This window comes from Paenibacillus piri (assembly GCF_004354045.1).
GTDB lineage: Bacteria > Bacillota > Bacilli > Paenibacillales > NBRC-103111 > Paenibacillus_S > Paenibacillus_S piri.
This window is the reverse complement of record NZ_SMRT01000017.1, coordinates 45,867-60,559: the sequence shown is the minus strand read 5'-3', so window position 1 is coordinate 60,559 and position 14,693 is coordinate 45,867. Positions and strand designations below refer to the sequence as shown.

Here is a 14,693-nt window from a genome sequence, read left to right as displayed (position 1 = left end):
CAAGCTTCGTACCGCTGCATGCATCACCGGGCCGGGCGCTAACCGCCGCCGTACTAATGAACGAACGCGGGCTTCCCGGTTTCCGTTCAATCAAGCAATTAAAAATCAGGGAGGAACATGCTATGAAGAAAAGGGTTGCTTTATCGGTATTGTCATTGTCGCTGCTGCTGACAACCGCTGTCGGCTGCAGCGGCTCGACCGCTCCCGCCTCCTCGGACACGCAGCCGGCCGCCGCCGGCAAAAACGAAGAGCCGATCAAGCTGCGATTTGCATGGTGGGGAGGTCAGTCCAGACATGACTACACGCTGAAAATGATCGAGATGTATGAAAAGCGGAATCCGAACGTCAAAATATTGCCCGAGTACGCCGCGTTCGACGACTACTGGAAGAAGCTCGTTCCGCAGGCAGCCGCAAACGATCTGCCGGACGTCATTCAAATGAGCGTAGCCTATATTAGCCAGTATGCCGACAGAGGCCAGCTGGAGGATCTCGGACCTCATATGGACAAAGGCTCGCTTGATAAAAGCTCGATTTCGGACAGCTATTTGAAAGTCGGCCAGTATAACGGCAAGCAATATCAGATTACGTTGGGCGTCAATGCGCTTGCTATCGTCTATGACCCGCAAATACTGAAAAACGCCGGCGCCAGCCTGCCGTCCAACGAATGGACCTGGAGCGATGTCGAAGCGATGGCGAATAAGTTAAAGGCGGGCGGTAAGCTTTTGACGGCCAGCATCGACGACCGGAACTTCTTTAATTTTTATTTGCGCTCGCAGGGTCAAAACTTGTTCAGCCCCGACGGCTCCGGCCTCGGGTATACGGACGACAAACTGTTTGTCGATTATTACAAACGGTATCAGAGCATTTATAACGCCGGCGGCCTGCTGACGCTGGATAAGCTGGCGCAAAAGAAAGGGACGCCGGAGGACGACGAGATGGTGCTCGGCAATGCCGCAGCCGCATTCACCTGGTCGAATTTGTTCGTGGCGGATTCCGCCGCATCCAAACGCGCGCTGGAAATAGCGCCGCCGCCGGGACCGAACATCGGCAAAGGCTTGTTCCTGCAGTCGAGCCAGGGGCTGTCCGTCATTAAAAACTCGAAATACAAGGAAGAAGCGATCAAGTTTGTCAATTTCATGATCAACGACATCGAAGCCAACAAGATCATGAAAGGCGAACGCGGCGTTCCGATTTCCTCCAAGGTGCAGGAAGCGATCAAGCCGCTGCTGACGCCCGAGGAACAGAAAGTCGTCGATTACGTAGCTTGGGCAGGCAAAAACACAACCTCCGACAACCCGATCGACCCATTGGGCGCCGTTGAGGTTACGAAGCTGTTGGCCGAATTGAGCCAGCAAATTTTGTTCAAAAAAACGGCGCAGGAAGATGCGGCGGCCAAATTCCGCAAAGAGGCGACAGCCATTTTGGCCAAAAACAAAAAATAACCGGGTTGTTTCGGCTCAGGCAAGGTCGAAACCTGCGAGGAGGAATCGGGCGATGCAAAACGGACAATTTGCGATCATCGGCTGCAGGCACGGGCATATCGGCATGTTTATCGCCGAAATGATGGCGCTGGGCTACAGGTGCGCAGGCATTTATGAGGCAGGCGAGCCTTCGCTCGCCCGGCAATTGTCGGATAAATTCGACATACCGGTGACCGGCGATCTCGAATCGCTGCTCGCACCCGAGATCGGTATGGTCGGTTCGTCGGCGGTCAATTGCGAAAAAATCGACTGGATCGAGCTTTGCGAGCAGCACGGCAAGCCGATCATGCTGGATAAGCCGATCGTCACGTCCCGTGAGGGGCTGAACCGGCTGGAGGCGGTAATGGAACGGGGCGTCATTCAGGTCGGCATGCTGCTTACGTCGCGGGACCGCAGTTCGATCTATACATTAAAACGGCATATGGATGCCGGAGCATTAGGTAATATCGTGAGCATTACGATGCGCAAGCCGCATCGGCTGGCACCGGCGACGCGGCAGCCGTGGCATTTTGCCAAGCTGGAAAACGGAGGCATTATTGTCGACTTGCTCATTCACGATTTCGATTTGCTGCGCTGGCTGACCGGCAGGGAGGTAGAGGGGACAAGCGGCTTGATGGCCAAGCATATATTGCCGGAATACCCGGACTTTTACGATACCGCGACCGTTCAAGTACGGCTGGAAGGCGGCATTCTGGCCCAATTGTATACGGATTGGCACACGCCGGATACGTGTTGGGCATTCGGCGACTGCCGCATCTTTGTCTCCGGGACGAAAGGCTGCGCGGAGCTGCGTTTGTTCGGCGATCCGTCCGTAGCTTCCGCAGCTGGAGATGAGCTGATGTTCACAATGACGAACGAGGAAAAATTTCATCGGGTCGAGTTGATCCAGCCTCCGGTATCGGTGGTGGAGGATTTCATTCGCCGGACGGAAGGAAAGCCTCATCTCGTGACCCACCAAGACTTGTACCTGGCATGCAGGGCGACGCTGGAGGCCGACGAGCAGGCTCTGGTCATTAAATAAGCGGGCTGTCTCGTCCGTAGAATACAGGATCGAAGACCGGTTAGTAAAAAGAGAGGTAGCGCAAGAGTAGAACAGTAGAGGGCATGGATGTGGGGTGGAAAGTTTACGGGCCGTCTTTGAAGTCGTGTTCCCCCTGCCTAGTCTAATCGAAGGAACACGACTTCAACAACGGCTGTAACCCCACATCCATCCCTCCCAACGCTCAAACGTAATTCCTACACCAAGGACGCCGTAAGGCGTTTCTTTTGAAAAGTATTTATGATCGCAGCACCATTAAAATAACGGGCAGCACGATAAAGGACGCCAGTGTAGTCCAAAGAATGCATCGGGACACGAACTGCGGCGCGGCATTGAACTGTTCGGCCAGAAGAACGGCATTGACTGCAGCGGGCATGGACGCCAATATGAACATAACGTCAAACAGCGTGCCTTTGACCGACAAGCAGATCAGCACCGCATAAGCGAGCGCGGGAGCAGCGACGAGCCGAATGACGATACCGGCCCAGAACGCCTTTTTATGATTGGGCGGCAGCGTCTCCCGCTTGACACCGATCATCTGTGCGCCAAGAATCGCCAGAACGACGGGAGAATACGAATCCGCCATCAGGGTGAAGCCTTTGTACAGCGCCTCCGGCATATGCAGCTCCGTCAATCTGGCGATTGCGGCGAGCGCGGCCGCATAAATCGAAGGCATTTTAAATACCGACAAAATCGCATTTTTAACCGTAAATTGGGAGCGTGCCGCAAAATAAATGCCGAGCGTATTCACGATGATCATCTGCACGATGACATAGACGGACGCTTTGTCGAGTCCCGCTTGCCCTAATGCCAGCAGCACGAGCGGAAGCCCGTAGTTCACGCTGTTCGTGAACGTCGAGACCATAGTCAGCCCTGCGCGTTCCCCCGCCGGCAAAGCGAGCATTTTGCCGACGGCTATCGCCGCCCCCCATAGAACAACAATATTGATAACCGTGAACAAAATCGTATCGGTAATGTCGCTCCAGGAAATTTGAGCCTTGAACAGAGCGGTAAAAATAAGCGCCGGGCTGAGGACATACAAGGCCAGCATCGAGATCGGTTTCGTATCCATCCCCCGGAATCGCCGCAATAACGCTCCTCCGATGACGGGAAGAGAAATCGGCAAGAACACTTGATATATCGTAGAAAGAAAGGTTTGCAGCATCAGCATAAGTCAAATTCCTCTCCGGTCATTCCTTGTTCATTGCTGTTTCGCCGTAATGTTTTTCAAATAATGAATGACATCGTTCATCTCATGGGCGTCCGTATCCTCGATGGACACGTCGAGGAACGGCTTGTGTACCTGCAGCTTGCGCAGAAAGCCCGCGATATCGAATACGCCGGTTCCCGGCTTGGCCGACTGCGGCCGCCCGTCCCGCTCGCGGAAGGACGGCGTCACATCTTTCAGATGGGCCAGCACGATGCGGTCCGCAAACAGCTCGAAGCATTCGTCGACGACCTGATCGCGCCGCTCGAAATTGCCCCGGATAAACAAATTGCACGGGTCGAGCACAACGCCGATATGACCGGAAGGCACTTCCTCCATGATCCGCTTCATTTTTTGCGGCGATGTCAGCGTGTGGGTGCAGACCGGCTCAAGCCCGACATATACGCCCCATTTTTCCGCTTCCTCCGCCAGTTCCTCGACTGTAGACCGGAAAATCGACCAGCCGATTTCCTCATAACGTTCGGCATCCTGCGGAAGGTAGGTTGTCAGATCGCCGGTCTCGGTAGCGACAATCGTCGTTCCGAAATCGCGGGCAAACCGCAAATGCTCCTTGAAACGCGCGATTTCAGCCTTTCTTTGCACCGGATCGGGATGAACCGGATTGATGTAGCAGCCGAGCGCGCCAATGCGGATCCCTTGCTGATGAAACGCTTCCGCAATATGATTGGCCAAGCCGGGACTCAGTCTGCCGAGCGAAGTGTCGATATCGCCGATCGCCTTGGACATGGCCAACTGGACGAAGTCGATATCCAATTCGCTTAATTGCTGTGTCAGCTGCCGAAGCGGCAGCTTGCCTGCCTTATGCGCCAATGTTCCAAATGCCATATGTAGATTCCCCCTGTTTTTATGTGACGGTTCAGTTGGTTTATTTTTTCGGCTTGCTAGCTTCCGACGGCGCGGTTTGCGTCGGCCCGCCGGTCGGACGCTCTTTCCTTCAAACAGAGCCAGACGATAAATCCGGTACAGGCTGCGGCGAGCCAGCCGTTGAAGTAAAAGATCGGCTTGATTCCGTAAGCTTCGATAGCCAGGCCGCCGAAAAAGCTGCCCGCAATCCTGGCGATCCCCGCCGATACCAACGCGTTCAACGTTTGCCCGCTTGCTTTCAATTCCGCCGGCACCTCCTGATTTATGTACATGGCCATCGTAACGGACAGCACGATAAATATAAGGCCGTGCAGCACTTGGGCGGGAAGCACCCAATAAGGGTTGTCGGTCAGCGAAAAGGCGAACCAGCGCAGCGTTGAGGCAATGCCGGCGACAAGCAATATATGGATGACCTTAAACCGTTTCATAATGCGCCCCGAGAAGAGCAGAAAAGGAATTTCGCTTACTGCGGAAATAACCATGGACCAGCCCAACAACAGGCTGCTGCCGCCAATGTCATGGAAATACACCGGAAAAAACGAATAATAATAGCCCAGCATCGTATGCAGAACAAGGTTAATGCCCATATAGATCATCAGCTTGCGGTGCTTAAATAAGACGGCAATGTTCATTTTCCGGTCCGCCGACCGGAATCGGGTAGCGGAAGGAAACTGCGACAGCAGCATGACGCTGACGAACATGATTAGGGCATAGACGATGAAAATGAAATCGATATGGTTCTTTGCAATCCACCCGAAAAAAAGCGACATCGCGGCGAACCCGATCGTTCCGCCGAGCCGGATCGGACCGAAAGACCAGCGCTTCTGCTTATCGAGCTGCTCCAGCGTAATGGCGTCGCTGATCGGACCGATGGAGGTTTGGAAAAACGTAAACAAACAAACCATGACCAGCAAATAATAAAATTGGCTGGAGACGGGAAAAAGCAAAATGATCAGGCCGGTGCCGATAATAAGCGCCCGAAGCACCGAGTTTTTCGATTTTGCCCGGTCGCCGAGGGAGCCCCATACGGGCTGTGCGAACAGAGCGATCAGCGGCCCGATACTTAGCAGCGAGCCGATTTGCGCAGGCGTGATTCCGACCGATTGAAAGTAAACCGGGATGAACGTTCCATAAACCGCGTTCGCCATATAAATGACGATATAATAGAGCAAAAAAGGGAGCATGCCTCTCACAGCGATCGCTTCTTTCATTTTTGAACTTGAATGCAAGCACGGTGCTTATTATCTCACTATTTGCGTTTGACGTAAATATAAAAAGCTCCGCTTTTCGAAACCGATTTCATGTATAATGGGGAAAAACAACGGAGGGGGACGGTACCGGATGTACAAGCTGGTCATTGTCGACGACGAGCCGACGGTTCGTTACGGGCTGCGCAATTATTTCGACTGGAGCGCCCATCATATTGAATTTGCGGGCGAGGCCGATGACGGCGATGCAGGGTTGACGTTAATCGGACAGCTTCAGCCCGATGTCGTGCTGACGGACGTGCGTATGATCAATATGGACGGAATCCGCATGTCCGCCGAAATCCGGATGCGCTTTCCGCATATTAAAATCGTGTTTGTAAGCGGTCATGACGATGCGGATTATTTGAAATCCGCGCTGCAGGTCAACGCTGTCGATTATATTTTCAAGCCGGTCAATATGCAGGAGCTGCGAACCGTCGTGGAACGGGTCGTGCGCGAGCTTCAGGCCGAGGAGAAAGAGCGGATGCTGATCGCGGATATGCAGGTCAAGCTGACGCAAAGCATGCCCCTGCTGCGTGAAAAATTTCTGATGTCGCTCATTCGCGACGGCATTGCCCGGCCTGCGGGCACGCGGAGCCGGCTCGAATTTTTGCAGCTGGAGCTGCCGGACGACGATGAGTATTGGGTCATTGTCGTTACGATCGACGATAATGCGGAGGTGGTGGAACCGCGCTCGGAAAGAGACAAGCAGCTGCTCTCTTACGCGGTGCTGAATGTATGCCAGGAGCTGGTCGATCGGCATATGGGGGGGTATGCGTTTGAAAACCGGAGCAGCGAGTATGTAGCCATTCTTCGCACCAACAGCGCAGCGGACGAGGAGGAGCAGCGGGAGGGCAAGCTGTTCCGGCTGGCCGAAGAAATCCGCGAAAACCTGCAGCAGTGGCTCTCCATTACGGTAACGATCGGGGTCGGCGAACGAGTGACGCAGCTGGCGGCGCTGCCTTTGTCGTACACACAGGCGCGCGAGGCGGCCGATCAGAAGTGGTATCTGGGCAAAAACCGCGTCATATCCATGGATAGTCTGGAGCGCGAGGAGACGGATATGTTCCGGTTCGACCCAACGGTCAGCGAACGGTTTATGTCCGCGATGAAGGCTGCGGAGCCCCATCAGCTGTCGGACGAACTGGGTGGCCTGTTCGAACGGCTGGCAAGCAACCGCCGGAACGGGTTCAGGTATGCCGGCAACGTCTGCCTGCAGCTGATTTTGCTGTCCAGCCGGCTGATGCTCGAGTTGAATATCCACAGCCGCGACCTGGAAGAGAAGGAGCATGGTTTGTGGGAACGGGTATTCAAGCAGGAGACGATCGCCGATCTGCAGCGGCTGCTCGAAGCTCATCTGACCGAAGTATGCTCCCTCATCCGGGAGAAGCGAAGCGGTAAATCGAGCAATGTCATCGAACGGATACGCCATGTGATCGGGCAACGCTACGCGGACAATTTGACGGTCGCGGCCATAGCGGAAAGCGTTTATTTAAGCCCGACCTACGTCAGTCTGCTCTTCAAGCAGGAAACGGGCGAAACGGTCTATGAATATTTGACCAGGGTACGGGTCGAACGCGCCAAGGAGCTGCTGCGCGATCCCGGCGTGAAATTGTATGAGGTATGCTTTGCGGTCGGCTATTCCGATCCGAGCCATTTTAGCAAGCTGTTTAAAAAGGCAACCGGCTTTACGCCGAGCGCCTTTCGCGAACAGCCTTTGTAAAGGCGGTGCATGGCGGGATGAAAGTGTGGCTGCAAAAAAGAAAGCGCGACGTCACGCTGCTGCTGAAACAATTCATTGCGGCCCGAACCTGGCTGCTATGCTATGTGCTGTTGATTTTGCTGCCGGCTTCGGCGCTGCTTTACTTTTACGTTCAGCGCTCCTCGGGCATTCTGGAAGGAGAAGTGACCCGCTCGATGCTGCAGACGGTCAAGCAAACCGGAATCAATCTGACTTACCAATTCGAACGGGTGCGCGATACGTCCAACTCGATTTTTATGAATCCCAACCTGTACCAGTACTTGAACCAATCCGAGGCGACGGCGCCGATCGGCCAGCAGCTTGTAGCGCTCAAAGATTTGCGCTATATGATGGACACGGCGGAGACGAACGGCAATGTGTTCCGCGTCAGGCTGTTTGTGGACAAGTCGCGTATTTACGCTGGAGAGCTGATCAACTTTTTTCCGCTCGACAGCTTGAAGAGCCGGCCCTGGTACAACAACGTAACGGAAGCGGGCGGATCGATCGTTTGGACCGGAGCCTATGAGGAGAAATATATCGACAGGGAAAGTGCCTATGTGCTGTCGGGAGCCCGGATGATCCGCGATGCGAATAAATACGATCAATTGGTGGGCGTGCTCGTTATCGATATTAAGGAGCAAGTCGTAAGAACGATATTGGATGCGGTCGAGCTGTCCAAGCAGCAAACTATTTATTTGATCGATTCGAAGGGGATGTTCGTGCTGCATCCGGATAAAGCGATGCTGGGCCGGACGATGCCGGGCGACCTTGTAAAAAAAGCTGTCTCCGAAGTGGATGAAGGAATCGTGAAGCTGGAGGACGGCGATAAAACGAAGTATGCGGTTTTTACGACGCTGCATGCCACCGGCTGGAAGCTGGTGGCGGAGGTGCCGGCAGCGGAAATATCGCGCCAGGCCGTCACGTTGAACCGGTTTTCCGGCGTCGCCACGCTGCTGGGCGGTTCGGTACTGTTTTTGCTGCTGGTGTTCGCCCTGCTGGCTTTTATAATCCGGGGCATGAACCGGCGGGTGCAGCTTGTCATCCGGACCATTCACCGGGAGGGGCTGGAAAGTCTCGATGAGCGAAGCGCAGCGGCTGAAGGCCATATTAACGTGCTCGAGCGTAGCGTCGATCATTTGATCGACAAGGTGCGCAGCTTGATGGAGGAAACCTACAGGACGAAGGTGCTGGAACGGGAGGCGCAGCTCCGCGCATTGCAGGCGCAGATCAATCCGCATTTTCTTTACAATACGCTCGATACGATCAACTGGATCGCGATTGGCCGCAATGCGCACGATATTAGCCAAATGATAGACGCGCTGGCCAAATATTTCAGGCTGAGCCTGAACAAAGGGCGGGATTGCGTAAGCGTCGAGGATGAATTGAATTTGGCCCAGGTTTATTTGGACATCCAACAGAGCCGGTTCCCGCAAAGCTTTACTTATACGGTAGAGTCCGACCCGTCCGTTCACTCGTATTTCATGCCGAAGCTGACGCTGCAGCCAATTGTGGAAAATGCGCTGCTGCACGGCATCCGCAAATCCCGGGAAAAAAACGGCTGCATCAAGATTACGGCGCATCCGGTCGGGGACGAGCTCGTATTGACCGTGTCGGATGACGGCGCCGGCATGGAACCGTCAGCGGCCGAGCGGCTGCTGAGCGAGCCGCGGCCTGCCAGCCGGCTGGACGGCTCGGGCAGCTCTTACGGACTGTATAATGTGAACGAGCGAATCAAGCTGTACGCGGGTGAGTCGTTCGGCTTGTCCGTTCGTTCCGCGCCAGGTCAAGGCACGACGGTAACGGTTCGCCTAAAGGCGATTCGCGAAGAGCCCGTACAATGAGGAAGGCCTACATTGAAACAAAGGGCTGCAGGCCGATATAAAAAAAGGACATATTTCACATTGCCGCCTCCTTTCATAACATAGTCTAGGCTAATGTCATGGTGCTTGATTTGAAGGAGGAGCAAAATTTATGGGAAACAAGACGCGCAATCAGACTGCGGACGGAAATATCCCCCAGCCGATCAGGAAGGATGGGGCCGGTTGGTGGGATTTGGGCCCGCGAAACATCGGAAGAGATATGCAAAACCCGGATTTGCTGGTTCCTCCCGCCACAGATGCCGGGACAGTTCCAAACTTGAGGTTTTCTTTCTCCGATACTTATATGCAGTTGAACCACGGCGGCTGGTCGCGGGAAGTGACGGCTAGACAGCTTCCGATTGCAACCACGATTGCGGGAGTGAACATGGCGTTGACGCCGGGCGGTGTGCGCGAATTGCATTGGCATCAGCAACCGGAATGGTCGATCATGCTCGTGGGCCGCGCACGCATCACCGCGGTCGATCAGAACGGAAGAAACTTTATTGCAGATGTCGGTCCAGGCGATCTGTGGTACTTTCCTCCGGGAATTCCGCACTCGATACAAGGGCTGGAGGAAGGCTGCGAGTTCCTGCTCGTCTTTGACGACGGCAGCTTCTCCGATCTCAATACGTTATCGATTTCCGACTGGTTCGCACATACGCCGAAGGAAGTGCTGTCGGCCAACTTCGGTGTCCCCGAAAGCGCATTTGAGGGCATCCCGAAGCAGCAGCGCTACATTTTCCAAGCAAATGTACCCGGACCGCTTGAAACTCAAAAAGTTTCCGATCCGTATGGGACGGTACCCGAAACATTCACACACCGGTTGTTTGCGCAGGAACCGATCGTAACTCCGGGCGGGACGGTGCGAATCGTCGATTCGTCCAACTTCCCCATTTCCACGAAAATCGCCGCTGCGCTGGTCGAGATCAAACCGGGAGCAATGAGGGAGATGCATTGGCATCCCAATAACGACGAGTGGCAGTATTATTTGACCGGTAAAGGGCGCATGACGGTGTTCGCAGCGAACGGCAACGCCCGAACATTCGATTATCATGCGGGTGATGTCGGATATGTGCCCTTCGCCTTCGGCCATTATATCCAGAATACCGGCGATCAAAGCTTATGGTTTCTGGAGATGTTCAAAAGCGACCGCTTTGCGGACGTATCGCTGAACCAGTGGATGGCGCTGACGCCTCGTCAGCTGGTACAGGACAACTTGCATGCTACGACGGAATTGATGGATGCGCTGCGAAAGGAAAAATGGCCTGTCGTGAAATATCCGGGATTTTCCTGATTATAGGCGGGCGTATGGAGGGCACGGGATTGTTCCGCCCGGCAAACGTCATCGATGCGTACGAGCGGAGCTTGACAAAGCCGGACCGGTATCATGTAAGATGGCGCATCACCTCCGGATATGGGCGTGCCGGGAATGGGCAATCGAATCGTCATCATGCAAAAACGAGTATAGGGAGAAAGAGCTTGCGCCGCGCAGGTTCTTTTTTTTAGTTTACGGTATCCCGCAAATGTACATGAAAGCCCCATTTTGCGGGGGCGTTTTGCATCCATCGGCGTTCGACGGGCGGCCGCTTTCCGTTTACGCCGTTTTTTTAGTTCAAACCGAGTAGGATTTCACCAGAAATCGTAGCTTTACCCACTACTGGCCATTTTTCAAAACGGCTATAATCACAATACAAGCACAGAGAGGTGGGGAGACAACGATGCATACATCTACGACTGCAAACATGGACAGCCAAAAGCTCGGACCGCGACTCGCCGTCAAAAGGAATAGCAAGTGGAAGCTGTTCCGCAGCCATCTGGATTTGTATGCGCTGCTGATACCGGGGCTAATGTTTTTGCTGCTATTCAAGTATACGCCGATGTACGGAATCGTCATTGCTTTCCAGGATTTTAACATTTTTGACGGCATAACCGGCAGTACCTGGGTAGGGCTGGAGCAATTTCGGAAGCTGGTTCATTCCGATGAATTTATACAGGTGTTCGTCAACACGCTGGTAATCAGCTTTTACAAAATTGTGCTGCTGTTCCCGATCCCGATCGCGGTGGCGCTGCTGCTGAACGAGGTACGGCGCATGCTGTTCAAACGAACGGTGCAGACGATCATTTATTTGCCGCATTTTTTATCATGGGTCATCATTTCGGGGTTGTTTATCAACATCCTGTCCCCGTCCGGCGGTCTGGTCAACCAGTTTCTGCAATGGCTCGGCGCGGAGCCTGTTTCGTTCCTGCTTGATAACGCCTACTTCCGCAACGTCGTCGTTTTCACCGCAGGGTGGAAGGAGGTCGGCTGGAACGCGATCATTTTTATTGCGGCGATTGCCGGTATCGAGCAGGAGCAGTACGAGGCGGCTGCGATCGATGGCGCGGGGCGCATCAAGCAGATGCTGTATATTACGCTCCCCGGCATCATGCCGACGATTGTATTGATGTTCATTTTGCGCATCGGACATTTGCTGGATGCCGGGACCGAGCAAATCTTGACGCTGTACAATCCGGTCGTTTACCAGTCAGGAGACGTGATCGGGACGTACGTATACCGTGTGGGGCTCGGCAAAATGGATTACAGCTTCAGCACCGCGGTAGGACTGTTCAACTCGGTCGTCGGATTTTTGCTTATTATCAGCGGCAACATGCTCAGTAAAAAACTGCTAAACCGCAGTATTTGGTGAAAAGGAGGCGGCAGCGTTGCAGAAAAAATCAATCGCCGACGTAAGCCTGGATGTGATCACATATACGATATTGGTGCTGCTGGCAGTGTCGACGCTGCTTCCGTTCGCCAACGTGCTTTCGAAATCGGTCAGCGAAGAGTGGGCCGTTGTCTCCGGGAAAGTCGGTATTTTCCCGATTGGCTTTCAACTGCACACGATGGAATATGTCGTGACATCGGCCCAGTTTATTCGCTCCTTCGCCGTTTCGATAGGCGTTACGGTCGTTGGGACGTTCCTGTCGATTGCATTGACAGCGATTACCGCGTACCCATTATCCAAGAGACAGCTTCCGGGCATCGGTTTTATTATGGTGCTGTTCGTATTCACGATGATGTTCAACGGCGGTATGATCCCGAACTATTTGCTGATGCGCAGCCTTAATTTGATCAACAGCCTGTGGTCGTTGATTTTACCTGCGATGATCAGCGTATTCAATCTGTTTGTCATCAAGAGCTACTATGAAAGCTTGCCCGAGGCGCTGGAGGATTCGGCGAAAATGGACGGGGCGCGCACCTGGACGATCCTGTTCCGGATCATTTTGCCGCTCAGCGGCCCGGTGCTTGCGACGATCTCGCTGTTTTATGCGGTCTATTACTGGAACGATTTCTTTAATCCGATGCTGTATATCAGCGATTCGTCTTTAAAGCCGCTGCAGCTGTATTTGCGGGATATCGTGATGGATGCGGACACGTCCTCGGCCTTGAACAAAAGCGCCGACGATCTGATGAACGTGTCGCCGGAAGGGGTTCGCGCGGCAACCGTCATTGCCTCGACCGTTCCCATTTTGCTGGTGTACCCGTTTCTGCAAAAATATTTCATCAAAGGCGTACTGATCGGTTCCGTAAAAGGGTAGCCGTTCGCTCCCTGCTTTCCGCAGCGGCGAATGTTCCATATAAAAACATACGGGTCTGCCCGCATGCAATGGTAAAGTAAAAACTGGGAGGGTTTTCGATGAAAAACAACAAAAAATGGCTTCTCCTCACACTGGGCGCTTTAATGATGGCTTCCGCCGCCTGCTCCTCCAAAGGAGGAAACGCCGGTGCGCCTGCTGCGGGCGGTTCCGGTTCCAGCACGGCTCCGGCAGCCAAAAATGAAGCGAAGCCGACGCTGAAATCGCTGCAAATTTGGCAAAAAGACGACTATAACACATATCCGGTCGCTAAAGTGCTGGAGGAAAAAACCGGCTACAAGGTGCAGTACGACATGCTGCCTCAGGATAAGCCGCAGGATAAGCTCAACCTGCTGATTGCTTCGGCCGAGCCGTATGACGCGATCACGACAGTCGGGGGCAGCGATTTTAAAGCGCTTTATTCCGACTATGCGAAAAAAGGCGCATTGGTCGATTTAACGCCGTTGATCGATAAGTTCGGGCCGAATATTAAGGCTGCCGTCTCGCAGGAAACGTTCGATGCCGCCAAGGTGGACGGAAAAATATACGCAATTCCGACGAAATCGATTGAATTTTCCAGCGTCAGTCTGATGATCCGTCAAGATTGGCTCGACAAGCTGGGATTAAGCATGCCGACGACGCTTGAGGAGCTGACGGCTGTGTTGAAAGCTTTCAAGGATAAAGATCCTGGCGGCAATGGAGATAAAAATGTGCCGTTAACGATCAAGGGCGACGAGCCATTCGTGCAAAATCTTGTCGGCGCGTTCGGTATGCCGAACTTCTGGAATCCGGTGAACGGCAAGCTGACTCCGCGCGCGCTTGACCCGGCGTTTAAGGATTACGTCGCTTTTATGGGCGATTTGTTTAAGCAGGGGCTGCTCGACAAAGAATTCGGCGTCAACAAGGACGCCACGATGAAGGAAAAGTTTTCAAGCGGGCGCGCCGGCGCGGTTCCTCTGCATTGGGCGGATGTGCCGACCGTTGCGGATGCGCTGAAGAAAAATCAGCCTGACGCCAAAATGGTGTATGTTCCCGTATTGAAAGGCGCCAACGGCAAAGCCGGTCTGGCGGCCACCTCGGGCTTCGACCGCATCACCTTTATTCCCAAGTCGTCCAAGCACCCCGAGGATACGGTAAAGTGGCTTAATGCCAAGCTGGATAAGGACACGTTCCGTACGATGGCGATCGGCGAGGAAGGAAAGCACTATACGTTCAAGGACGGGGCGTACAACCCGATCTTGCCGATTTTCACTGATGAGCGCAATCAGGCGAACAATTACCTGATGGGTGTCGACGAGAAAAACTACCCGACCTACTGGCAGGCGCGGGTACGTAAAGATCCTCGCCTGTTCGAAGCCTGGGAGTTTTTGAATGTCAAGCAGCCGGCGTCGGTCCGCATTACCGATCCGCTTGGAATGGCTCCGTTCATGCCTGAATATTCCAAAAATTTCCAACAACTGAATACGACGATCAACGAGTATGCGGTTAAGCTTATTTTTGGCGCCGAGCCGATCGGCGGGCTGGACGCTTTCCTGCAAAAGTACAAGGCGGCCGGCAGCGATTCGAGCTTCAAGGAAGTGAACGACTGGTATGCGACTTTGAAAAAATAATGCGGCTTT

General features: G+C 53.8%; 11 protein-coding genes. 8 read left to right on the top strand and 3 right to left on the bottom strand.

From position 1 onward, the window contains the following. Positions 1-122: 122 nt before the first annotated feature. Together E1757_RS27355 and E1757_RS27350 are read left to right on the top strand one after the other, a co-directional pair. Positions 123-1,442 carry an ABC transporter substrate-binding protein gene (locus tag E1757_RS27355; RefSeq protein WP_133234217.1) on the top strand — a complete coding sequence of 440 codons (1,320 nt, stop codon included), beginning with the start codon at positions 123-125 and terminating at the stop codon, positions 1,440-1,442. Positions 1,443-1,494: 52 nt separating this feature from the next. Next, positions 1,495-2,502, top strand: coding sequence for a Gfo/Idh/MocA family protein (locus E1757_RS27350; RefSeq protein ID WP_133234215.1), 1,008 nt, complete (start codon positions 1,495-1,497; stop codon positions 2,500-2,502). Between the two features lie 256 nt (positions 2,503-2,758). Here the strand turns inward: E1757_RS27350 and E1757_RS27345 are convergent, their stop codons facing one another. Genes E1757_RS27345 through E1757_RS27335 form a run of 3 tightly spaced genes read right to left on the bottom strand, consistent with a single transcriptional unit; the run spans position 2,759 to position 5,796 of the window. Next, the gene (locus tag E1757_RS27345) at positions 2,759-3,685 is read right to left on the bottom strand and encodes an AEC family transporter (protein WP_133234404.1); all 927 of its coding nucleotides are present in this window, start codon (positions 3,683-3,685) and stop codon (positions 2,759-2,761) included. A gap of 36 nt (positions 3,686-3,721) precedes the next feature. Next, positions 3,722-4,573 carry a sugar phosphate isomerase/epimerase family protein gene (locus E1757_RS27340; protein ID WP_133234213.1) on the bottom strand — a complete coding sequence of 284 codons (852 nt, stop codon included), beginning with the start codon at positions 4,571-4,573 and terminating at the stop codon, positions 3,722-3,724. Between the two features lie 56 nt (positions 4,574-4,629). Next, positions 4,630-5,796: an MFS transporter gene (locus E1757_RS27335; protein ID WP_133234402.1), complete on the bottom strand. Its 1,167-nt coding sequence runs from the start codon at positions 5,794-5,796 to the stop codon at positions 4,630-4,632. A 157-nt stretch (positions 5,797-5,953) separates the two neighbouring features. Between E1757_RS27335 and E1757_RS27330 the strand changes: the two genes are divergently transcribed. The 6 genes from E1757_RS27330 (at position 5,954) to E1757_RS27305 (ending at position 14,684) form a co-directional block, all read left to right on the top strand. Continuing rightward, entirely contained in the window at positions 5,954-7,582 is a 1,629-nt protein-coding gene (locus tag E1757_RS27330; RefSeq protein WP_133234211.1) for a response regulator, read from the top strand. A gap of 17 nt (positions 7,583-7,599) precedes the next feature. Beyond that, entirely contained in the window at positions 7,600-9,441 is a 1,842-nt protein-coding gene (locus E1757_RS27325) for a sensor histidine kinase (RefSeq protein ID WP_133234209.1), read from the top strand. A 130-nt stretch (positions 9,442-9,571) separates the two neighbouring features. Further along, a complete protein-coding gene (locus E1757_RS27320; protein WP_133234207.1) occupies positions 9,572-10,753 on the top strand; it encodes an oxalate decarboxylase family bicupin in 1,182 nt (393 codons plus the stop codon). A gap of 424 nt (positions 10,754-11,177) precedes the next feature. Continuing rightward, a complete protein-coding gene (locus tag E1757_RS27315; RefSeq protein WP_246079563.1) occupies positions 11,178-12,146 on the top strand; it encodes an ABC transporter permease in 969 nt (322 codons plus the stop codon). 16 nt (positions 12,147-12,162) lie between these two features. After that, positions 12,163-13,038 (top strand): carbohydrate ABC transporter permease, encoded by an 876-nt coding sequence (locus E1757_RS27310; RefSeq protein ID WP_133234205.1) that lies wholly within the window; start codon positions 12,163-12,165, stop codon positions 13,036-13,038. A 98-nt stretch (positions 13,039-13,136) separates the two neighbouring features. Further along, on the top strand, positions 13,137-14,684 hold the full coding sequence (locus E1757_RS27305) for an extracellular solute-binding protein (RefSeq protein WP_133234203.1): 1,548 nt from the start codon (positions 13,137-13,139) through the stop codon (positions 14,682-14,684). Positions 14,685-14,693 lie beyond the last annotated feature (9 nt).